This window comes from Rhizobium sp. RU20A (assembly GCF_900155885.1).
Lineage (GTDB): Bacteria > Pseudomonadota > Alphaproteobacteria > Rhizobiales > Rhizobiaceae > RU20A.
The window spans coordinates 158789-181010 of record NZ_FTMB01000004.1 but is presented as its reverse complement, the minus strand read 5'-3'; the positions used below and the strand labels follow the sequence as shown (position 1 = coordinate 181010).

Here is a 22222-nt window from a genome sequence, read left to right as displayed (position 1 = left end):
ATGACGACGCTAGATATACACGGCCCGGCAAGGCCCCAGAAACACGCCGCCACGCCGGCTTTTTTCGAGCTTGGTCTGCGCAGCAACTTCTCCTTTCTGGAGGGCGCCTCGCATCCGGAGGAACTGGTGACGGCCGCCTTCCGCCTCGGTCTTGCCGGCATCGGCCTTGCCGACCGCAACACGGTGGCCGGCGTCGTGCGCCTGCATGCGGCGGCCAAGACCAGCCGCTACGGCTTTCGCCCCGGTGCCCGGCTCTGCTTTGCCGACGAGACGCCGGAGGTCCTCGCCTATCCCATGAACCGTAGCGGCTGGGGGCGCCTGTGCCGCCTTCTCAGCGCCGGTAATATCCGCTCCGCCAAGGGCACCTGCACCCTCTTCGAACAGGACCTCATCGACTGGAACGGCGACCTCCTCTTCGCCGCCTTCGCCCCGTCGGCAGAGGCGGGCGCCATGGAGGCTTTCCGTATCCGGCTGGAGCGCCTTGCGCCTCACCTCGGCTCCCGGCTGCATATTGCCATCGCCCCGCGCTACGACGGCACGGACCGGCTCTTCTTTGGCGAAGTCGCGACCCTTTCGGATCGCCTCGGCCTGCCGCTCCTTGCCACCAACGACGCCATCTACCACCGCGCCGACCGCCGACCGCTCGCCGATGTGCTGACGGCGATCCGTGAACATGTTCCGATATCCGAAGCCAGCTTCCGGCTTCAGGCCAATGCCGAGCGCCACCTGAAGGCGCCGCAGGACATGGCCCGCCTGCTGCGCGATCATCCGGATGCGATCGCTGCCACGCAGCGCTTCTGGGACCGCCTCGATTTTTCCCTCGACGAGATCGGCCACCAATATCCCGACGAGGCGATCGACGGCGAGCTGGCACCCGCGGCGCTGCGCCGCCTTGCCTGGGAAGGCGCCCGCGAGCGGTTTCCGAAGGGCGTACCGGCAAAGATCGCAACGCTGATCGAGGAAGAGCTGACGCTGATTGCCGAAAAGCGCTACGAGCCCTTCTTCCTCACCGTCTACCGGATTATCAGGGCTGCGCGGGAAAGAAACATTCTCTGCCAGGGGCGCGGCTCGGCCGCCAATTCCGCCGTCTGCTATTGTCTGGGGATTACCGAGGTCAATCCGGAGCAGACCACCCTGCTCTTTGCCCGCTTCATTTCCACCGAACGCGACGAGCCGCCGGATATCGACGTCGATTTCGAGCATGCCCGAAGGCAGGAGGTGATCGCCTTCATCTACGAGACCTACAGCAAGGAGCACGCCGCCCTCGCCGCCGCCGTGATCAGCTACCGCGCCCGCTCGGCCGGCCGCGAGACGGCCAAGGCCTTCGGCCTGTCGGAGGATGTGCAGTCGGCGCTGTCAGGCTCCATCTGGGGCTGGTGGACCGAAGGCTTCAGCGAAGACCAGGCCAAGGCCGCCGGCCTCGACATGCGCGAGCCGACGACAAAGCGCGTGCTCGGCTATGCCGATCTCCTGCAACGTTTCCCCCGTCATCTCTCCCAGCATGTCGGCGGCTTCGTCATCACCCGCGATCGGCTCGACGAGATCGTGCCCATCATGAACACGGCCGATGGGCGCTACATGATTGAATGGGACAAGGACGATCTCGACACGTTGAAGATCCTGAAGGTCGATATTCTCGCGCTCGGCATGCTCACCTGCCTCGCCAAGGGTCTGCGGCTTCTGGAAGAGCGATACGGCCGGCGCGAAACGCTCGCCTCGATCTTCAACGACCATCAGGACGCCGTCTACGAGATGGCGACGCGGGCCGACACGATCGGCGTCTTCCAGATCGAGAGCCGCGCCCAGATGAGCATGCTGCCGCGCCTCAAGCCCAAGGTCTTCTACGATCTCGTGATTGAGGTCGCGATCGTGCGCCCCGGCCCCATCCAGGGGAATATGGTGCATCCCTATCTCAAGCGCCGCGAGCAGAAGGAAAAGGTCGAATACCCCAGCAAGGAGCTGGAGGCGGTGCTCAGCCGCACGCTCGGCGTGCCGCTTTTCCAGGAACAGGCCATGCAGATCGCCATCACCGCCGCCGGCTTTAGCCCCGGCGAGGCCGACCGTCTGCGCCGCGCAATGGCCACCTTCCGCCGCACCGGTCAGGTCGGCAATTTCAAGCAGCGCATGATCGACGGCATGGTAGGGCGCGGCTATGAGCGCGATTTCGCCGAACGCTGTTTCAGCCAGATCGAGGGTTTCGGCGAATATGGCTTTCCCGAAAGCCATGCCGCCTCCTTCGCTCTGCTCGTCTATGTCTCCTGCTGGTTCAAGGCCTTCTACCCGGATGTCTTCTGCGCCGCTCTGCTGAATTCCCAGCCCATGGGCTTTTATCCGCCGGCCCAGTTGGTGCGCGATGCCCGCGAACACGGCGTCACGGTGCGCCCGCTCGACATCAATGCCTCGGATTGGGACACGCTTCTGGAACCGCTCGGCACCGTCGATGGCGACGGCATCCGCACGGATGCCGTCCTTCCGCGCCATCGTCCGATGATCGGCATCATGCGCACGCGCCACGCGCTGCGGCTCGGCTTTTCCCTCGCCAAGGGCCTGCCGGAAAAGGATATGCGCCGGCTCGTGGCGCTACGCGGCCGGGGCTATGATTCCGTGCATGATCTGTGGCGCCGCACTGGCCTGTCCCGCGGCACGATCGAGCGGTTGGCCGAGGCAGATGCCTTCCGCTCGCTGGGGCTGGACCGCCGCGCCGCGCTCTGGGCCGTCAAGGCGCTCGATGCCCCGTGCGAGGACCTGCCGCTGTTTTCCGCCGCAGACAGCAGCGATCTCCAGCCCGAAGCCAGCGTCCGCCTGCCCTCGCTGCTGCCGGGCGAGGAGGTGATCGCCGATTATCGCAGCCTGTCGCTGTCGCTGAAGGCCCACCCCCTCTCCTTCCTGCGCGCCGATCTCAACCGTCTCGGCTGCCGGCAGAGCAAGACGCTGGATGCAACGCGCAGCGGCACGCGCGTTACCGTCGCCGGGCTCGTTCTGGTGCGCCAGCGCCCCGGCTCGGCCCGCGGCGTCATCTTCATGACACTGGAAGACGAAACGGGCGTCGCCAATATCATCGTCTGGCCCAAGGTCTTCGAAACCTTCCGCCCCGTCGTCATGGGTGCGCGCCTCGTGCGCGTGCATGGCCGCCTGCAGAACCACTCCAACGTCGTGCATGTCGTAGCGGAAGACATCGTCGACATGACCGCGGCGCTTGGCCTTCTCAAGGGCGAAGAGCGCCGCTTCGCTCTCAATCCGCGCGCCGACGAGGCCCAGCGACCGACCGTCGATCAGCGCCGCAAGCTCTCCCGCGCCGAGATCATCGAGGCTGCACAAGCCATGCCCGGCGGGCGGAACTTTCATTGAGAGCAGGCGATGGATCGCAGGCTATCGGGCCGAAGCACGGGCGGTTTCCACAAGACTCCATCGCGCGAGGACGAATCGCATCCGATGCAGATGGCCGCCGGTCGCAGCAGGCCCGCACCTAGAGCCCACGCGCCCACACGGTACGGCTTTACCAGCTACGATCTGGCTGCAGGCGACGGAATCCGGAAAGCAGGCCATCCACGGGAATATTTGGCCGGTTAGCAATCATCTGCCACGCAGCGCCCGGCCGCAAGGGTGGCGCGAACGCCCTGGCATCTGCGGTAAGAGCCGGTCACAGGAAGCGCCCTGTCTCGTCGTTTCATCCTGTCCGGGCGATAGATAACGGTCGGCAAAAGTGCGTTAGCATTCTTGGGCCCGGACTGCGTAGAACCAGATCGGTCAGCATCTTCAGCGAATCCATGTCACCCGGACATGCGCTCAGCCACTGGCGCGCTTTTGCCGGACAGGCGCTTGCTCAACGGTAGAGGTCAATCCGTATCACCGCCGCCTCGGCCCTCGCCCCGACACGCTCGCCGCCATCCAACTGCACCGTATCGAACACCGCCACCTCTGTCGGCATGCCTTCGACGCCAACATCGAAAGCGGCCGTCGCCACAAGCAGCGTTCCGGCTTCAGCGCCAGAAACTTCGCCGCCCGCCGGCAGCACGATCCGCTGCATCCGGTGCTTCAACCGTCCGCGCCGGGTCATGATGTTGAGGTCGATGGTCGGCCCTGCAAAGAGGCGGCTCACCACCGCCGCCCCACCGTCAAAGGCGAAGGGCGCTCCCGCTTCCAGCAGCGCTATCTCCTCGTCGCCCTCCACCGTCAGACCCATGCTACCGCCGGAGAGCACGGCGATACTGCGGTCGATGTCGGGAAAGCGCGAGAACGGACCGTCAGCCGCCACATGCGCGATGCTGAGCCGCCAGTCGAACCCATCCATATCGGCACCGGGCGGATCGCCGGCGATCTCTTCGGTGAGACCGCCGCCATTCTTCCACGGCATGCGCCGGTAATCGGCGCGGCGAATAATGCGCATGCCCTGCCCTCAATTGCCGAGAATGCCGGGCAGGCGCAGGCCCTTGTCCTTGGCGCAGTCGAGCGCGATCTCGTAGCCGGCATCGGCATGGCGCATCACGCCGGTCGCCGGATCGTTCCACAGCACCCGCTCCAGCCGGCGCGCCGCATCATCGGTGCCGTCGGCGCAGATCACCATGCCCGAATGCTGCGAAAAGCCCATGCCGACCCCGCCGCCGTGGTGCAGCGACACCCAGGTGGCGCCGGAGGCGCAGTTCAGCAGCGCGTTCAGCAGCGGCCAGTCGGAAACGGCGTCCGAACCGTCCTTCATCGCTTCCGTCTCGCGGTTCGGCGAGGCGACGGAGCCGGAATCGAGATGGTCGCGGCCGATCACCACCGGCGCCTTCAGCTCGCCCTTGCGCACCATCTCGTTGAAGGCGAGGCCCAGCTTGTGCCGATCGCCAAGGCCGACCCAGCAGATCCGCGCCGGCAGGCCCTGGAACGCGATGCGCTCGCGCGCCATGTCGAGCCAGGTGTGCAGATGCGTGTTGTCGGGCAGCAGCTCCTTCACCTTCGCGTCGGTCTTGTAGATGTCTTCCGGATCGCCGGAGAGCGCCGCCCAGCGAAAGGGGCCGATGCCGCGGCAGAACAGCGGGCGGATATAGGCCGGCACGAAACCGGGGAAGGCGAAGGCGTTCTCGAAGCCCTCTTCCCGGGCCACCTGGCGAATATTATTGCCGTAATCGAGCGTCGGCACGCCGGCATTCCAGAAATCGACCATTGCCTCCACATGCACCTTCATCGAGGCGCGCGCCGCCGCTTCCACGGCCTTAGGATCGCTTTCCTGCTTGGCGCGCCATTCGGCGACGCTCCAGCCGGAGGGCAGGTAGCCGTGGATGGGGTCGTGGGCCGAGGTCTGGTCGGTGACGATATCAGGGCGCGGGCCACCGGCCTTCATGCGGGCCACGAGCTCGGGGAAGATGTCGGCGGCATTGCCGATGAGGCCGACCGACTTTGCCTCGCCCGCCTTGGTCCACACATCGATCATGGCAAGCGCCTCGTCCAGCGTGTGCGCCTTGGCGTCCACATAGCGGGTGCGCAGGCGGAAATCGACGCGGGTCTCATCGCATTCGACGGCGAGGCAGCAGGCGCCGGCCATGACGGCGGCGAGCGGCTGCGCTCCACCCATGCCACCGAGACCGCCGGTCAGGATCCACTTGCCCGTGAGATTGCCTCCGTAATGCTGGCGGCCGGCCTCCACAAAGGTCTCGTAGGTGCCCTGCACGATGCCCTGCGTGCCGATATAGATCCAGGAGCCGGCCGTCATCTGGCCGTACATGGCAAGGCCTTTCTTATCCAGCTCGTTGAAATGGTCCCATGTGGCCCAGTGCGGCACGAGGTTGGAATTGGCGATCAGCACGCGCGGCGCATCCTTGTGGGTGCGGAAAACGCCGACAGGCTTGCCGGACTGCACGATCAGCGTTTCCTCTTCCGTCAGATCCTTGAGCGTCGCGACGATGCGGTCGAAATCGTCCCAGGTGCGGGCCGCGCGGCCGATGCCACCATAGACGACCAGCTCGTGCGGGCGCTCGGCGACATCGGGGTCGAGATTGTTCATCAGCATGCGCAGCGGCGCTTCCGTCATCCAGCTCTTGGCGTTGAGCGTGGTGCCCTGCGGGGCGCGAACGTCGCGGGTGTTGTGGCGGGGATTGCTCATCGGGATCATCCTTTCGCGGAACAGAGACGAAGCGCGGTATCCTCCAGGCGCTTCAGAAGGGTTTGCAGGGTGCCGCGCAGCCGCGCGGCCTTGGTCGTGTCATAGGCAAAGAGCGGGGCCTCGGTGACGAGGTGGGTCGCCTGCGCCAGTTCCATCTGGATGGCGTGCACGCCCGTCTCCGGCTGGCCGTAGTGGCGCGTCGTCCAGCCACCCTTGAAGCGGCCGTTCAGCACATGGCTATAGCCCTCCGCCGCAGCCACGGCGGCAAGCGCGTCGGCCTCCAGCGCCGGATCGCAGGTCTGCCCGCCATTCGTGCCGATGTTGAAATCCGGCAGGCGGCCTTCGAAGAGGAAGGGGATCTGCGAGCGGATCGAGTGGCAGTCATAGACGACGGCCACGCCGTGGATGGCTTTCACGCGCGCCACCTCCGCCGCCAGCGCGGCGTGATAGGGCGCGTGGAAGGCGGCAAGCCGCACCGCCACATCGCTCTCGGTCGGCTCGGCCCCGGCTTTCCAGATCGGCGCGCCGTCGAAATCGGTGAGCGGCACCAGCCCCGTCGTGTTCTGACCCGGATAGAGGCTGACGCCGGCCGGATCGCGGTTGGCGTCGATGACATAGCGGTGGAAGGTGGCCCGCACGACCGTCACATCCGGCAGCAGCCCGTCATAGAGCCGCTCGATATGCCAGTCCGTATCGGCCAGCAGCCGGCCATTGTCGTTCAGCCGCGCATGGATGTCGGCGGGAACATGGGTGCCGGTATGCGGCAGGCCGAGAATGATCGGCGAGGTGCCCTTACGGAGCTCGAATGGCGCGGTCATCTCACGCCTCCAGCCCCGGCAGAATGCCCTCGGCAACCGCCGCAATGAGCCCGCCGGAGGAAACCAGCGTCGTGGCAGCCGCGAGATCCGGGGCCATGTAGCGGTCCTCGTCGAGCGTCGGCACCACGGCGCGCAGCGCCGCGATCGCTTTCGAAAGCGCCGGGCTCGTCACCAGCGGCGCGCGCAGTTCTACGCCCTGCGCTCCGGCCAGCGCCTCGATGCCGAGAATGGCGAAGAGGTTTTCGGTCATGGCGAGCAGGCGCCGCGCGCCGTGGCAGGCCATGGAAACATGGTCCTCCTGATTGGCGGAGGTGGGTGTGGAATCCACCGAGGCCGGGTGCGCCATCTGCTTGTTTTCGCTCATCAGGGCGGCAGAGGTGACCTCCGCAATCATCAGGCCGGAATTCAGGCCCGGCTTCTTCGCAAGGAAGGCAGGCAATCCATAGGAGAGCGCGGGATCGACGAGGAGCGCGATGCGGCGCTGGGCGATCGCGCCGATCTCGCAGACGGCGATGGCGATCTGGTCGGCCGCAAAGGCCACGGGTTCGGCGTGGAAATTGCCGCCCGAGACGACGGAATTGTCCGAGAGCACCAGCGGATTGTCGGTGACCGCATTGGCCTCGATCTCCAGCGTGCGCGCCGCCATGCGCAGCACATCAAGGCAAGCGCCATCCACCTGCGGCTGGCAGCGCAGGCAGTAGGGATCCTGAACGCGCTCGTCGCCCTGCAAGTGGCTCTCGCGGATCACTGACCCTTCCAAGAGGCGGCGCAGCGCCGCAGCCGTGTCGATCTGGCCGCGATGGCCGCGCAGCGTGTGGATGTCGGCGGTAAACGGTGCGGACGAACCCATGGCCGCATCGGTGGACAGAGCGCCGGTCACCAGCGCCGAGACGAGCCCGCGATGGGCGCGGAAAAGGCCGGCCAGCGCCAGCGCCGTGGAGGCCTGGGTGCCATTGATCAGCGCCAACCCTTCCTTCGCCGCCAGCACGACCGGCGTCAACCCGGCCTGCTCAAGAGCAACACGGCCCGGCAGTCGTTCGCCGGCGAAGAAGGCCTCAGCCTCCCCCATCATCACCGCGGCGAGATGCGCGAGCGGCGCAAGATCGCCGGACGCGCCGACCGAGCCTTTTTCGGGAATGACGGGCACGACGCCCTTCTCGAGCATGGCCTCGATCAGCCGGATCAGTTCCAGCCGCACGCCAGAGGCACCGCGCCCGAGCGAGATCAGCTTCAGCGCCATGATGAGCCTGACGACAGTGTCAGGCATCGGCTGGCCCACGCCGCAGCAATGGGAGAGGATGAGATTGCGCTGCAGCGTTGCCGTATCGGCTGCATCGATCTTGATCGAGGCCAGCTTTCCGAAGCCGGTATTGATGCCGTAGACCGGCTCGTTACCGGCGGCGATCTCGGCAATGCGCGCCGCCGCCTTCTCGATGCCCGCATCGAATCCGCGATCGAGCACCGCCGCCTCGCCCTCCCAGTAGATGGCGGAGAGATCCGCAAGGCTGACGGCGCCGGGATGAAGGGTAATGGTCATCGAATGTCTCCTCGCTTCGCGATGGGCAGGGCGCGGTCGCGATCGGCGACGCCGCCAAAGATGCGGTCATGCAGGGGATTGAACCCCATGCGGTAAACGAGCTCGGCCGGCTCGCGGATCGACCACAGGCAGAAATCGGCGCGCTTGCCGACTTCCAGCGTGCCGATCTCGTCAAGGCGCCCGAGGGCCCGCGCCGCCTCGCGCGTCACGCCGGCAAGGCATTCGGCGACGGTCATGCCGAACAGCGTTGCGCCCATGTTCATGGTCAGCAGCAGCGAGGTCAGCGGCGAGGTGCCGGGGTTGCAGTCCGTGGCGAGCGCCATCGCCGTGCCGTGCGCGCGGAAGAGATCAACGGGCGGCTTCCTGGTCTCGCGGATGAAGTAGTAGGCGCCGGGCAACAGCACGGCGACCGTGCCGCTTGCGGCCATCGCCGCTGCTCCGGCCGCATTGGTGTATTCCAGATGATCCGCCGACAGGGCGCCATAGGAGGCCGCGAGCGCAGCGCCATCAAGATCGGAGAGTTGATCGGCATGCAGCTTGACGGGCAGACCATGTGCCGCGGCATGGTCGAACACGCGGCGCATCTCAGCGGGCGAGAAGGCAATGCCCTCGCAGAAACCATCGACGGCATCGACAAGGCCGGCGGCATGGGCGGCTTCAAGACCCGGCAGCACGATCTCGTCGATGAAGGCGCCGTTGCGGCCCTTGTATTCGGCTGGAACCGCATGGGCGCCGAGATAGGTCGTCGTCACCCCGACCGGACGCTGCTCCCCGAGACGCCGCGCCGCGGCAAGCATCTTGATCTCGTCGGCCACCGTCAGCCCATAGCCGGACTTGATCTCGACCGTCGTCACGCCTTCGGCCAGCAGTGCATCGAGCCGCGGCAGGCTTTCGGCCACGAGTTCCGCCTCGCTCGCCGCCCTGACATGCCGGACCGAGGACACGATGCCGCCGCCGGCCCGCGCGATCTCTTCATAGGACGCGCCGGCGAGGCGCATTTCGAATTCGCGGGCCCGGTTTCCGGAATGGATCAGATGGGTGTGGCAGTCGATCAGACCGGGGGTGATCCAGCGGCCACCGCAATCGACGCTTTCGGCTTGAGCGGTAAAATCGGTGGGCAGGTCGGCGTCCGGCCCCACATGGACGATCCGTTCGCCGGACACCGCCAGAACCGCGTCTTCGATCAGACCAAGTCCCTCGCGGCTCGGATCGAGGGTGATGAGGTTGGCATTGCGCCAGATGCGAACCCTGCCTGCCATTCCGCTTCCTCCAAGATCGACCTTGCATCCCGTCTGCGGATCAAATATGTATATACTTATTCCAGTCGGCGCAAGTCGAATTTTTGAACCCGTGACGGAGGGCGGCATGACGGTGATTCACGTGGAACGGGCATGGATCGATGCAGGCTGGGCCGAAAATGCGCGCATCACCGTGCAAAACGGAGTGATCACCGACCTCGTTACAGGGATGCCGCCACAGGCCGGCGACGAGCGCCATGCCGTCGTCATCCCGGCCATGGCCAACCTCCACAGCCACGCCTTCCAGCGCGCTATGGCCGGCCTTGCCGAGCGGCGCGGCCCTGGCGATGACAGTTTCTGGAGCTGGCGCACCGTCATGTATCGCTTCGCGCTCTCCATGACGCCCGAGCAGGTCGAAGCCGTTGCCGCGCAGCTCTACATGGAGATGCTGGAAGCCGGCTTTGCCCGCGTCGGCGAATTCCATTACCTGCACCATGATATCGACGGCCGGCCTTTCGCCGATATCGCCGAAATGGCAGGTCGCATCGCCGCAGCAAGCCAAACGACAGGGATCGGCCTGACACTGCTTCCCGTCTTCTACGCCCATTCCGGTTTCGGCGGTGCGGCGCCCATCGAAGGCCAGCGCCGCTTCATCAACGACATCGACGGCTTTGCCCGGCTTCTGGAAGGCGCCCGCGCCCACCTCGCCCCGCGCGATGGCGTTATCCTCGGCATCGCGCCCCACAGCCTGCGGGCCGTGACGCCGGATGAGTTGACCGCCATCCTGCCGCTCGTCGGCCCCGGCCCCGTTCATATCCACGTGGCCGAACAGGTGAAGGAGGTGGAAGACTGCATCGCGTGGAGCGGCCGGCGCCCCGTCGAATGGCTGCTGGACCATGCCCCGGTCGATGAACGCTGGTGCCTCATCCACGCCACCCACATGACCGAGACGGAGACGACCGCAATGGCGGCGCGCGGCGCCGTCGCGGGCCTTTGCCCGATCACCGAGGCCAACCTTGGTGACGGCGTTTTTAACGCCCCGACCTTCCTGGCGTCCGGCGGGAGGTTTGGTATCGGATCGGATTCCAATGTCCTCATTTCCATGGCCGAGGAACTGCGCACACTCGAATACTCGCAGCGCCTCGCGCGCCGCGCCCGAAACGTCATCGCCGCCCCCGGCGAGGCAACCGGCGACCGGCTGTTCAACCAAGCTCTTGCCGGTGGGGGGCAGGCGCTCGGAACCGCCGCCGGGCACGGTCGCGTCGTTCCCGCCGGCATTGCCCCGGGCCAACCCGCCGATCTCGTTTCGCTCGATCTCTCCCGCGCACCCTACACGCCCACGGAGGCCATCCTCGACAGCCTCGTCTTTGCTGGCACGATCGGCATCGATTGCGTCTGGGCGCGCGGCAGAAAGCAGGTGGAAGGTGGCCACCACATCCGGCGCGATGCCATCCGCGCCCGCTTCGACGCGGCCATGCGCAATCTTGTTTCGGACCTGTGACGCCTGACAAAGACCGCTGCCGCACATTTCCCGCTTTTCCGTCGGCGCAGCCTGCGCTTACAAAGAAAAGAGGCACAGCCCGGAGAAAGACAGACGCGTGACCGACAACAGCATGCATGGCGGGAAGGGCTCGCGTTTGGGAGCAGAGGCAACGGACGTAGAACCTCCGCGCGAACGCACGCGCCACCAGATGATTCTCGGTGAAATCGAAGGTCGAATCATGTCTGGTGAATGGCCGCCTGGCTTTCGCCTGCCCTTCGAAGTGGATCTTGCCGAGCAATACGGCGTCTCGCGCATGACTGTGAACAAGGTCATGACACAGCTGGTGAAGTCGGGTCTGATCGAACGGCACCGCAAGGCCGGAACCTTCGTTACCCAGCCCCGCGCGCAGTCAGCGGTGCTGGAGATTCACGATATCGAGGCCGAGGTCCGCTCGCTCGGCCTGCCCTACCGATTCGAATGCCTGAAGCACGAGCGCCGCACCTCCGGCGCCCCTGACCAAGCCGCGATGGATATCGCCGATGGCACGGAGGTGATGGACCTCGTCTGCGTGCACTTTGCCGGCCCCCGCCCCTTCTGCGTGGAGGAACGCCTCATCAATGCTGCCGCCGTGCCGGACGCGCTGCATGCCGATTTCACGGGAACGCCGCCGGGCCAGTGGCTGCTGCGGCAAGTGCCCTGGAGCACGGCCGAACACCGGATCCAGGCCGTCTCTGCCAGCGGGGACCTTGCCAAACGTCTTGCCATTCCCAAAGGCGCGGCCTGCCTTGTCGTGGAGCGCCAGACGTGGAACGCGCTCGGCCCCATCACGCGCGTTCGCCTGACCTATCCCGGCGATACGCACGCCCTGATCGCCCGCTTCACACCCGCTTCACAGTAAGTGTGAATCCGGCGAAGGATTGCGGCTCATACCGACGTCGTCAGGGTGCAAGGTGCCCGAAGGCGGCCACGACCTTCTCGTAGGCCGGCCGCTTGAAATCCACGATCAGCCCCGGAAGAAGCGCCATTGCCTTCCAGTCCCAGGCGTCAAATTCGGCCGTATGACCACCCGGCGGCGGGTTGATGGCGATCTCGCTATCATCGCCCTCGAAGCGGAAGGCGAACCAGCGCTGCTTCTGGCCGCGATACTTGCCCTTCAGGCCGATGCCGATGAGTTCGGCCGGCAGGTCATAGGTGATCCACTCCGGCGCTTCCGCCAGCAGCGAGACCGAGCGCATGCCGGTTTCCTCGTAAAGCTCGCGATGCGCCGCCTTCAGCGCATCTTCGCCCTCGTCAATGCCGCCCTGCGGCATCTGCCAGAGCTGCGGCGTGCCGGGAACGGCTTCGCTATTGCCCTCCCACAGGCGGCGCCCCACCCAGACAAGCCCATCGCGATTGAGAACCATGACGCCGACGCAGGGCCGATAGGGCAAATCCTCGGCACGCTTCACTGTCTTCTTGTTCATCCTGGTTCTCCTTCACAAGAAAATCCGCCGGATCATTGCGGCTGCGGCTCGCCGATCAGCACAGAGGGGCCGACAATCTCGATGCCGCGACCCGAGGCCTCATCGCTCCATTTCGCAATGGCGGCGACGCTTTCATCGAACGCCGAGGCGACGCCGATCGCGCTGCCGTTCTTGCGCGCGATCCGCTCCAATTCGTCCAGCTTGCGCAGGATCGCCCCTTCGTCCAGCGTGGCATCGAGCGTCAGGTCCGCAAAGCCATGCGGCGCTCCGACGGCACCCGCGACCTTGCCAGACAACGACTGGGCAGAGGAGCCATCATCGAGGAACAGCAGACCACGCCCGCTGACATCGCGGATCACCGTCTCCAGGGCATCGCTGTCAGAGAGGAACTTGCCGCCGAGATAATTCATCACACCCGTATAGCTGCCCATCCGCACCAAAGCGGCTTCGAGGTCGCCCGTCAGCTGTGCGCCCTTCGCACTGGTCAGCAATGTGAGCGGTCCCGGATCGTTTTGCGGATAGTCGAAGGGCTCCATGGGCAATTGCAAAAGCACCTCGTGCCCATCTCGGCGCGCCTGCTGCACCCAGCGCTGCAGGCTGTTGCCCGACGCCGCAAAGGCAAGCGTGATGGGTCCCGGCAGGGTGCTGATGGCGTGTTGCGTGCCTGTCTGGCTGAGGCCGAGGCCGCCCACCACAATGGCAATGCGAACCCCACGAGCACCCGACCAGGCGCGGCCGTAAAAGTCCATGGGCCGTAACCCGTCCGGCCCGATGATCGGGAGTGGGCCGTGCGGCGTGTCCTCGACCAACGCCGGATCGGGAAGACCGGCGCTGCGGGGATCCTGGCGACGATTGTTGCCGACATCGATGAAGGCGGGACCGTCTCCGGCCCGCTGCCCCGGAGAAAAGGTGGTCACGACATTGCCGTCTTCCATCGTCTGACGAGTGACGGTCGCGCCGGAAAGTGGTCCGCTGCGCGGATCGCGGGTGCCTGCTTTCACGTCCTGGGCGGGATCTCCAGCGGCATTTGTCGCGGCCTCATCGGTCTTCGCTGCCTCGACGACGGGGGCCCTGAGCGACGATGTGGAAAGGTGGCTCCAGACCGGCACACCGACAGCAATGCCCACGAGGCAGAGACCGATCAACCCGCCGCCGATGAGGCGACCGGAGCGCCGCCGGCCCTTTTCCGGCTTACGGGGGCCGCCGAGCGGTGCATTTAAATCCGTATTCAATGGTGATCCGGTCTTCGCAAAAAATCCGCTCCAGCCGGCCAATGCCGCGTCGGGCACTGGCGGGTCCGGCACCATCGCTAGCTGATTCGCCGCGCGCCCGCATGCGCGATTTGCCTGCAAGGCAGAGGCTCGAAACGGAAACGGCCGCCCGAAGGCGGCCGCATGATCGTGTTACTGCTTGAGTTCCGCTTTCTGCGGATTGGCCGGGAAAGACGGATCGGTCTTCTTGCCTTCGAGCAGGTCCAGCGCATAATTCAGCTGGATGTCATCCTTGGTTTCCGGCGGCACATAGGCAATTGAACCCGAGCCTTCTTCCGTCTCGCTCTGGCCCTTGATGTGGCCGGTGAGCTGCGATTCGCCGGCGGCCTCGACCTTGCCGAGCAGTTCCGGCGGCAGTGGCTGCTCCACCTTGATGTCAGGCGAAATGCCCGTGCCCTGGATCGACTTGCCCGACGGCGTGTAATAGAGCGCCGTCGTCAAACGCAGCGCCCCGGCATCGCCGAGCGGAATGATCGTCTGCACCGAGCCCTTGCCGAAGGACCGCGTGCCGACAACCGTGGCGCGCTTCAGATCCTGCAGCGCGCCGGCGACGATTTCCGAAGCCGAAGCAGAACCGCCATTGACGAGCACGATGACCGGCTTGCCGTCCGTCAGATCGCCCGGCGTCGCGTTGAAGCGGCGCGTTTCTTCCGGATTGCGGCCGCGCGTGGAAACCACTTCGCCGCGGTCGAGGAAGGCGTCGGAGACGTTGATGGCCTGGTCTAGAAGACCGCCAGGGTTGAGGCGCAGGTCGAGCACATAGCCCTTCAGCTTGTCGGCCGGCACTTCCGCCTTGATCTTCTCGATACCCTTCTTCAGGTCGTCGAAGGTCTTTTCCGTGAAGGAAATGACGCGCAGATAGCCGACATTGCCATTCTCGACGCGATACTTGACCGCACGAACGGCGATGATGTCGCGCACGATGCTGATCTCGATCGGCTTTTCGGCACCCTTGCGCAGGATCGTCAGCTTGATGGGCGTGCCAACGGCCCCGCGCATCTTCTCGACGGCTTCCTCGAGCTTGAGGCCGCGCACATCCTTGTCGTCGATCTTGGAAATCAGGTCGCCGGCCAGAACACCAGCCTTGGCGGCGGGCGTGTCGTCGATCGGGCTCGTTACCTTGACCAGATCGTTCTCCATGGTGACCTCGATGCCGAGGCCGCCAAATTCGCCGCGCGTCTGCGTGCGCATATCCTCGGCATCATTGGCATTCATGTAGCTGGAATGCGGATCGAGCGAGGTCAGCATGCCGCTGATCGCCGATTCGATCAGCTTGTTGTCCTCTGGCTTCGTCACATATTGAGCCCGGACGCGCTCGAACACATCGCCGAAAATCGACAGTTCGCGATAGGTGGACGGATTGGCCGCCACGGCGGGAACAACAGCCGAATAGACCGTGGCCGTCGCCGCGGCACCCACCATCGCCCCGACCATCACAAGGGAAACCCTACGAATCATTGCGCGCCTTTCCAGGTTCTGCGGCGGTCCACCAGGGTCCAGAATCGACCGGCTTCCCGTCCTTTCGAAATTCAATGTAAAGCGTTGGCCGCTCCGTTTCCAGCGCCAATGCCGTCGCACTCGCCACACGTTTGGCACCCATCGTCGCCAGCGGTTCGCCCGCCACCACGAATTGCCCCTGCGTGACATTCGTCGCCTCCATCCCGGTCAGCACCACATGGTAGCCGTCACCCGGATTGAGAATAATCGTCTGCCCATAACTGCGGAACTTGCCGGCGAAGACCACCCATCCGTCCGACGGCGCCGTCACCAGCGCACCGGGGCTCGTCTCGACGAGCGCGCCCTGGAGACTGTGGCCGGTTCCGTCCTCGTCACCGAATTTACGCACCAAGGTACCGGCAACGGGCAGAGGAAGTTTCTTCTTCAAGTCGATAAAAGCAAATGCGGGAGCAATGCGGTTTTTGTCGGGCACGGCCTGTTGGGCCCGCGCCCGCGCCGCCTCCCGCTGCGCCTCGCTCTGGCGAGCCCGTTCGGCATCCAGCTGGCGGGCAGCGTCCGCCGCATCGCGCACACTGGAAATCTCCGTCTCCAGCGCCGCGATCAGCCGGTCAAGGCTGGTGGACCGCGCAGCCAGATCCTCGGCACGGCGCTTTTCAATGGCAAGATCCGCGCTGTTCTGCTCGCGCAGCTTGGCTTTTTCGGCAATCAGCAGATTGGTGCGACGCTCTTCCTCGCTGGCCGACTGCATGGCGGTCTTCAGCGAATCGCGCTCTTTGACCATTTGCGTGCGTACATCCGTCAGCGCCTTGAGATCGGCGACAAGCCGATCCGTCTCCTGGCGAAGACCGGGCACCACCGCACCCATCAAGATGGCGCTGCGCACCGAGTTTAGAGCATCTTCAGGGCTGACCAGCATGGCCGGCGGCGGATTGCGGCCCATGCGCTGCAAGGCGGCCAGGACCTCGGACAGCACATCGCGGCGTGCCAGAAGCGAGGATTTCGCCACGGCTTCCTTGCCAAGCAAGGTCACCAGTTTCTTTTCCCCAATGAGGATCTGCTGTTCAAGATCCTGGCGGCGCTTGGCTGAGGCGACGATCTCGGCCCGCAGCGTCTGCGTGGTCTTGTCGAGATCGGCAATGCTCTTCTCGAGCTCGGCGGCGCGTTCGCGCGAAACGGAAATCGACTGGGAGAGCGCGTCGAGCTCCGCCCGCGTCCGGTCCCGCCGGCCGGCAAGGTCAGCCGCCGCATCGTGCTGGGGCGGCACCGAGGCGGTCGCCGCCGGCTCCGGTAGCGACGTCGCAGGCGTGTCGCCCTCCTGACTCCAGCCGGAAGAGGCCAGCAGCGCCACCACGAGCCCGCAGCCCGCCGAAAGGGCGAAATGCCTGCGCCATGCCGGAGAACGCTTCATCGACGAACGATCCTGAAAGTTGAGGCGGGAATCCGGCCGCCATTGATTCGCGCCGTCCCGTGCCCTGCGACTGTGCCTGTCACCCGCCGGGGTTTCAAGCAATGCAACAACACCGCCTGCCATGCCGATGGGGCCAAATGAGGAAAGGACGCGGCTTGCTGCATTAAGCCGCCTGAAGCTTATGCGACGATGACCTGCCGTCCCGAGAATCAGACACGATGGTAGGGATGGCCCGACAGGATCGTCGTAGCACGGTAGAGCTGTTCGGCGAGAAGGATACGGGCAATCTGGTGCGGCCAGGTCATGCGGCCGAAACAGAGAACCTCGGCGGCGCGATCATGGAGGGATGGCAGCAGCCCGTCGGCACCGCCGATAGCGAAGACCACATCGCGCCGTCCATTGTCCCGCCAGTTGCCGATGCGGCTGGCGAACTCTTCCGAGCCGATCATCTTGCCGCGCTCGTCCAGCAGCACGAGTTGCGTCTGCTCGGTCAGCACCTTCTCAAGCTCGGCCGCCTCGTCCCGCTTGCGCGTCTCGGCATTGCCGGCGCGACTTTCATTAACCTCGATCATACGGCCAAATTCGAGGCCTACCGCAGGCCCTGACTTGGCGAAACGGTCGATGTATCGATTGGCGAGGTCCTTTTCGGGACCTGATTTCAGGCGGCCGACGGCAAACAGGCTGACACGCATCTTGTCTCTCCCGCCGCCCACCGAGGGGAACGGAGGGCGTCAGCCCTCATCTGCGGTCACGGACGAGCCGTCAAGCCCTTCGCAACAGGCGAAGATGTCACGGCCTTATGCCCGGTTCGCTTGCCCGGCTAATGAATGGTCTCGTCGTCGAGGTCGGGCGCCTGCCACATCTTCTCGATGTTGTAGAACTCCCGGATCTCCGGACGGAAGACGTGAACGATCACGTCGCCGGTGTCGATCAGTACCCAGTCGCCGGCATCAAGCCCTTCGACACGGGAATTCCCGAAGCCTTCATCCTTCAGGTCGCTGATCAGGTGATCGGCAATCGCCATGACGTGACGCGTCGAGCGGCCGGAGACGACCACCATGAAGTCCCCGAGCGCCGATTTGCCGGCAATGTCGATTGTCACGATATCTTCTGCCTTGGAGTCCTCGAGGCTTTCGAGGACCAGTTGAAGAGCGCGGCCGGCTGCATCGTCGCTGCGTTCCGGGCTCTTGTGGAAAGTGCTACGAGCACTTGCCTTTGCGTGCACTGTTGTCAGAGTTTTCCCTTTCCCTATGACGGTAACAGGCAGTAAGCGGCGCGAATTGGCGCTTCGTCCGCTCGAAAAAAGTGGCACTGAAGCGTTAACGTTTCAAGACGCAAGAAGTTGCCGACAGGTTTTTACGCTGGTTTGTCCCTTTTGCCCCAAGATGCGGCCCTGAGCGCCGATGAGCTGAGGCTCGATCGCGGCCCGTGAATGAAGGTCCAGGCGGGCGCCGGGCAGGTCGCAAGCGTCGCCGCATGATCCTCGTCAACGCGCGCATAATCAAAGGTGCGCGCCATGCGGCTGGAGAGATAGGCAAGCGTCGATCCCGGCCGATCCACCACGGCAATCGGAAAGGTACGGGCGATATCCTGCCAACGCTGCCAGCGGTGGAAGCTCGCGAGATTGTCGGCGCCCATGATCCAAACGAATCGGATTCCGGGATTGCGCGCCTTGACGATCTTCAGCGTATTGGCCGTAAAGCTCTGGCCGAGCCGCTTTTCAAAGGCCGTGACCCGAATGCGCGGGTTTTTCGCCATGGCCTCGCACAGTGCCAGCCGTTCCGCAAGGGGCGCCAGCTGGCGATGATCCTTCAGTGGATTGCCCGGCGTCACGATCCACCAAAGCTGGTCGAGGTGAAGGCGCCGCAGCGCCGTTTCCGCCACCAGCACATGGCCCTCATGCGGCGGATTGAAGGAGCCGCCGAACAGGCCGATGCGCATGCCGCGCTCGACATGCGGCATCCTCAGATAGTGCTCGTCCACACCCGCGTCGTCACGCACTCAGGGCCTGACCTGACCGGTGCCACGCACCCTGTACTTGAAGGAGGTCAATTGCTCGACGCCGACGGGACCGCGCGCATGCATCTTGCCCGTGGCAATGCCGATCTCGCCGCCCATACCGAATTCCCCGCCATCGGCAAATTGCGTCGAGGCATTGTGCAGCAGGATCGCCGAATCGATTTCGTTGAAGAAGCGCGCCACCGCATCTGCATTCTCGGCAATGATCGCTTCGGTATGGGAAGAGGACCAGCGGTTGATATGGTCGATGGCGCCGGAAACGCCGTCCACGAGGCTGACCGAAATGATGGCGTCGAGGTATTCGGTGCGCCAGTCCTCGTCGGTCGCCGCCCCGAGATCACCGATGCGATCGCGGATTTCCTTCGTCGCCCGCACGTCGCAGCCCGCTTTCACCAGCGCCTCGACCAGCGGCGCCAGCAGCCGGTCCGCATCAGCGCGGTCGATCAGCAGCGTCTCGGCCGCCCCGCAAATGCCGGTGCGCCGCATTTTGGCATTGACGACGATGGCAACGGCCATGTCGAGATCGGCGGACCGGTCTACATAGACATGGCAGAGGCCTTCGAGATGCGCAAAGACCGGCACACGTGCCTCGTTCTGCACCCGCGCCACGAGGCTTTTGCCGCCCCGCGGCACAATGACGTCGATCGCGCCATCGAGGCCACCCAGCATGGCGCCGACGGCTGCGCGGTCCGCGACCGGCACCATCTGGATCGCATGTTCCGGCAGGCCGGCTGCCTTCAGTCCTTCGACGAGGCAGGCATGAATGGCGGCCGACGAATGCAGGCTGTCCGAGCCGCCACGCAGGATAACGGCATTGCCGGCCTTGAGGCACAGCGCGCCGGCATCCGCCGTCACATTCGGCCGGCTCTCGTAGATGACGCCGATGACACCGAGCGGCGTGCGCACGCGCTCGATATGCAGCCCGTTCGGCCGGTCCCATTCGGCAATGATGTCTCCCACCGGATCCTTCAGATCGGCAATCGCCCGGATGCCGTTCGCCATGTCCGCAATGCGCTGCGGTGTCAGTGTCAGGCGATCGAGGAAGGAGCCGGAGACACCAGCCTCCTTCGCCGCCTCAACATCGAGGGCATTCGCGGAAAGAACGGTGCTGCTTTCCACATCGATGCGATCCGCCATCGCCAGCAGCGCGGCACGCTTCCGCTGGGCGGATGCCGTCGCCAGCGGACGCCCTGCGGCCTTGGCCTGGCGGCCGATCGTCGCCATCAGCGTTTGGATGTCCGTCCGGTCCGCAGTCTCAAGCATTGGCAGTGGTCCTTGTTTCGGCGGCCTCGCGCTTGTCGGGCGTCGTCATCACCAGATCGTCGCGATGCACCATGGCCGCGCGTCCGGCATAGCCGAGAATCGCCGCGATCTCAGGCGACTTGCGTCCCGCGATCTGCCGCGCCTCGTCGGCGTCGTAGCCGGCAAGCCCGCGCGCGATCTCCCGCCCGGCAGAGCCGATGATCGCAATCGTATCGCCGCGGCTGAACGAGCCCGTCACCTGACGGACACCGGCCGGCAGCAGGCTCTTGCCGCCCCGCAGCGCCGTTTCCGCCCCCGCATCGATGGCAATACTGCCGGCCGGCAGCAACTGCCCGGCAATCCAGGTCTTGCGTGCCGTCACCGGATGACGCGCCGGCTGGAAGAAGGAGGACCGCGCGCCCGCCTCCACGGCAGACAGCGGCCGGTCGGTCTTGCCCGACGCGATGATCATCGCGCAACCCGCCGTCGTCGCGATTTTTCCCGCGTCGATCTTGGTGCGCATGCCGCCGCGCGACAATTCCGACGCCGCACCGCCTGCCATCGCCTCGATCTCGGCAGTGATCTCCGGAATCACCTCCAGGAACCGCGCATCGGGGTCGAGATGCGGCGGCGCCGTGTAGAGCCCGTCAATGTCGGAAAGCAGCACGAGGAGATCCGCGCCCGCCATGGTCGCCACACGGGCGGCCAGACGGTCATTGTCGCCATAGCGGATTTCGGTGGTCGCCACCGTGTCGTTCTCGTTGATGACGGGCACGACACCGAGTTTCAGGAGCTGCTGGATCGTGGCGCGGGCATTGAGATAGCGTCGCCGTTCTTCGGTGTCACCGAGCGTAAGAAGGATCTGGCCTGCCACGATCCCGTCTGTCGAAAGTCCATCGGACCAGGCGCGCGCCAGCGCGATCTGCCCGACCGCCGCCGCCGCCTGGCTTTCCTCCAGCTTGAGGACACCGGCCGCAAGACCAAGAACGGTGCGGCCAAGCGCAATAGCCCCCGAAGACACCACGAGCACCTCCACGCCCTGGGCACGAAGGGCGGCAATATCCGCGCACATGCCCTCCAGCCAGGCCTTCTTCAGGCCCGATCCGCGATCCACCAGAAGCGCCGAGCCGATCTTGATGACGATGCGGCGATGCTTTGCGAGCGGTTTGCGGTTGGCGCTCATGCTAGTCCGTCTCCCCCGCTTCTTCGGCGCGCGCGGTGTCGATCACCGAGCGCAGCGCCCGGAGCGCCTCTACCATGCCCGTGCCGACGACCGCGGAAATGGCCAGCGGCGTGCTGCCGGCAGCCTTTGCCAGCGCCTTGGTCTTCTTCTTCAGCTCGTCCGGCGTCAGCGTATCGATCTGCGACAGCGCCACGATCTCGTGCTTTTCTGTCAGGTCGCCGCCATAGGCTTCCAGCTCGTGCTTCACCGTCTTGTAGGCCTTGGCAACATCCTCTTCCTGCGCCGAGACCAGATGCAGCAGCACGCGCGTGCGCTCGACATGACCGAGGAAGCGGTCGCCGAGCCCCACGCCCTCATGCGCGCCCTCAATGAGACCCGGAATGTCGGCAATGATGAATTCGCGCCCGTCGGAATTGGCAACCCCGAGGTTGGGATGCAGCGTCGTGAACGGATAGTTGGCGATCTTGGGCCGCGCCCGCGTGCAAGTGGCGAGGAAAGTGGACTTTCCGGCATTGGGAAGGCCGACGAGACCGGCATCGGCAATCAGCTTCAGCCGCAGCCACAGCGTCTTTTCCTCGCCCTCGAGGCCCGGATTGGCCCAGGTCGGCGCCTGGTTGGTCGAAGTCTTGAAATGTGCATTGCCGAAACCGCCATTACCGCCGGCCGCAAGGCGGAAGCGCTGCCCTTCGGCGATCATGTCGATGATCAGCGTCTCGCCGTCATCCTCGAAGATCTGCGTGCCGACCGGGACCTTTAGCGTCACATCCGCGCCCTTGGCACCGGTGCGGTTGCGGCCCATGCCATGAATGCCGGTGCCGGCCTTGAAATGCTGCTGGAAGCGGAAATCGATCAGTGTGTTCAGACCATTGACGGCCTCGACCCAGACGTCGCCGCCACGCCCGCCATCGCCGCCGTCAGGACCACCGAATTCGACGAATTTCTCGCGGCGGAACGACACGGCACCCGCGCCGCCATCGCCCGAGCGGATATAGACCTTGGCTTCATCGAGAAATTTCATCG

18 protein-coding genes are annotated in these 22222 nt (G+C 65.2%); 3 read left to right on the top strand and 15 right to left on the bottom strand.

The window, feature by feature from the left end:
* Positions 1-3348 (top strand): error-prone DNA polymerase, encoded by a 3348-nt coding sequence (locus tag F3H41_RS12845; RefSeq protein ID WP_149739085.1) that lies wholly within the window; start codon positions 1-3, stop codon positions 3346-3348.
* Positions 3349-3823: 475 nt separating this feature from the next.
* Here the strand turns inward: F3H41_RS12845 and F3H41_RS12840 are convergent, their stop codons facing one another.
* Genes F3H41_RS12840 through hutI form a run of 5 tightly spaced genes read right to left on the bottom strand, consistent with a single transcriptional unit; the run spans position 3824 to position 9696 of the window.
* Positions 3824-4387, bottom strand: coding sequence for a HutD family protein (locus tag F3H41_RS12840; protein WP_149739084.1), 564 nt, complete (start codon positions 4385-4387; stop codon positions 3824-3826).
* Positions 4388-4396: 9 nt separating this feature from the next.
* On the bottom strand, positions 4397-6082 hold the full coding sequence (hutU, locus tag F3H41_RS12835) for a urocanate hydratase (RefSeq protein ID WP_149739083.1): 1686 nt from the start codon (positions 6080-6082) through the stop codon (positions 4397-4399).
* A gap of 5 nt (positions 6083-6087) precedes the next feature.
* Complete coding sequence (gene hutG / locus F3H41_RS12830) at positions 6088-6900, bottom strand: N-formylglutamate deformylase (protein WP_149739082.1); 813 nt, start codon at positions 6898-6900, stop codon at positions 6088-6090.
* Between the two features lies 1 nt (position 6901).
* Positions 6902-8437, bottom strand: a complete 1536-nt coding sequence (gene hutH, locus F3H41_RS12825; protein WP_149739081.1) for a histidine ammonia-lyase — start codon at positions 8435-8437, stop codon at positions 6902-6904.
* The gene (gene hutI, locus F3H41_RS12820; protein WP_149739080.1) at positions 8434-9696 is read right to left on the bottom strand and encodes an imidazolonepropionase; all 1263 of its coding nucleotides are present in this window, start codon (positions 9694-9696) and stop codon (positions 8434-8436) included. Before hutI ends, hutH begins: the two co-directional genes overlap by 4 nt.
* Before the next feature lie 106 nt (positions 9697-9802).
* On the opposite strand from hutI, the gene F3H41_RS12815 reads away from it, so the two are divergent.
* Both F3H41_RS12815 and hutC read left to right on the top strand, forming a co-directional pair.
* Positions 9803-11176, top strand: a complete 1374-nt coding sequence (locus F3H41_RS12815; protein ID WP_149739079.1) for a formimidoylglutamate deiminase — start codon at positions 9803-9805, stop codon at positions 11174-11176.
* 190 nt (positions 11177-11366) lie between these two features.
* Positions 11367-12056 carry a histidine utilization repressor gene (hutC, locus tag F3H41_RS12810; protein WP_244616185.1) on the top strand — a complete coding sequence of 230 codons (690 nt, stop codon included), beginning with the start codon at positions 11367-11369 and terminating at the stop codon, positions 12054-12056.
* A gap of 40 nt (positions 12057-12096) precedes the next feature.
* Here hutC and F3H41_RS12805 read toward each other — a convergent pair whose 3' ends face one another.
* From F3H41_RS12805 to obgE, 10 genes are all read right to left on the bottom strand, one after another.
* Complete coding sequence (locus F3H41_RS12805) at positions 12097-12621, bottom strand: RNA pyrophosphohydrolase (protein WP_149739078.1); 525 nt, start codon at positions 12619-12621, stop codon at positions 12097-12099.
* Between the two features lie 32 nt (positions 12622-12653).
* Entirely contained in the window at positions 12654-13853 is a 1200-nt protein-coding gene (locus F3H41_RS12800) for a divergent polysaccharide deacetylase family protein (protein ID WP_149739192.1), read from the bottom strand.
* A gap of 171 nt (positions 13854-14024) precedes the next feature.
* Entirely contained in the window at positions 14025-15350 is a 1326-nt protein-coding gene (locus F3H41_RS12795) for a S41 family peptidase (RefSeq protein WP_149739077.1), read from the bottom strand.
* The gene (locus tag F3H41_RS12790; RefSeq protein WP_244616180.1) at positions 15340-16881 is read right to left on the bottom strand and encodes a murein hydrolase activator EnvC; all 1542 of its coding nucleotides are present in this window, start codon (positions 16879-16881) and stop codon (positions 15340-15342) included. Before F3H41_RS12790 ends, F3H41_RS12795 begins: the two co-directional genes overlap by 11 nt.
* Positions 16882-16967: 86 nt before the next feature.
* On the bottom strand, positions 16968-17450 hold the full coding sequence (rlmH, locus tag F3H41_RS12785; RefSeq protein WP_149739076.1) for a 23S rRNA (pseudouridine(1915)-N(3))-methyltransferase RlmH: 483 nt from the start codon (positions 17448-17450) through the stop codon (positions 16968-16970).
* A gap of 128 nt (positions 17451-17578) precedes the next feature.
* On the bottom strand, positions 17579-18025 hold the full coding sequence (gene rsfS, locus F3H41_RS12780) for a ribosome silencing factor (RefSeq protein WP_149739190.1): 447 nt from the start codon (positions 18023-18025) through the stop codon (positions 17579-17581).
* An 89-nt stretch (positions 18026-18114) separates the two neighbouring features.
* A complete protein-coding gene (locus tag F3H41_RS12775; RefSeq protein ID WP_149739189.1) occupies positions 18115-18741 on the bottom strand; it encodes a nicotinate-nucleotide adenylyltransferase in 627 nt (208 codons plus the stop codon).
* A gap of 18 nt (positions 18742-18759) precedes the next feature.
* Positions 18760-20040 (bottom strand): glutamate-5-semialdehyde dehydrogenase, encoded by a 1281-nt coding sequence (locus F3H41_RS12770; protein ID WP_149739075.1) that lies wholly within the window; start codon positions 20038-20040, stop codon positions 18760-18762.
* The gene (gene proB / locus F3H41_RS12765) at positions 20033-21202 is read right to left on the bottom strand and encodes a glutamate 5-kinase (RefSeq protein ID WP_149739074.1); all 1170 of its coding nucleotides are present in this window, start codon (positions 21200-21202) and stop codon (positions 20033-20035) included. Before proB ends, F3H41_RS12770 begins: the two co-directional genes overlap by 8 nt.
* Position 21203: 1 nt before the next feature.
* A complete protein-coding gene (gene obgE / locus F3H41_RS12760; protein ID WP_149739073.1) occupies positions 21204-22220 on the bottom strand; it encodes a GTPase ObgE in 1017 nt (338 codons plus the stop codon).
* Between the last annotated feature and the right edge of the window lie 2 nt (positions 22221-22222).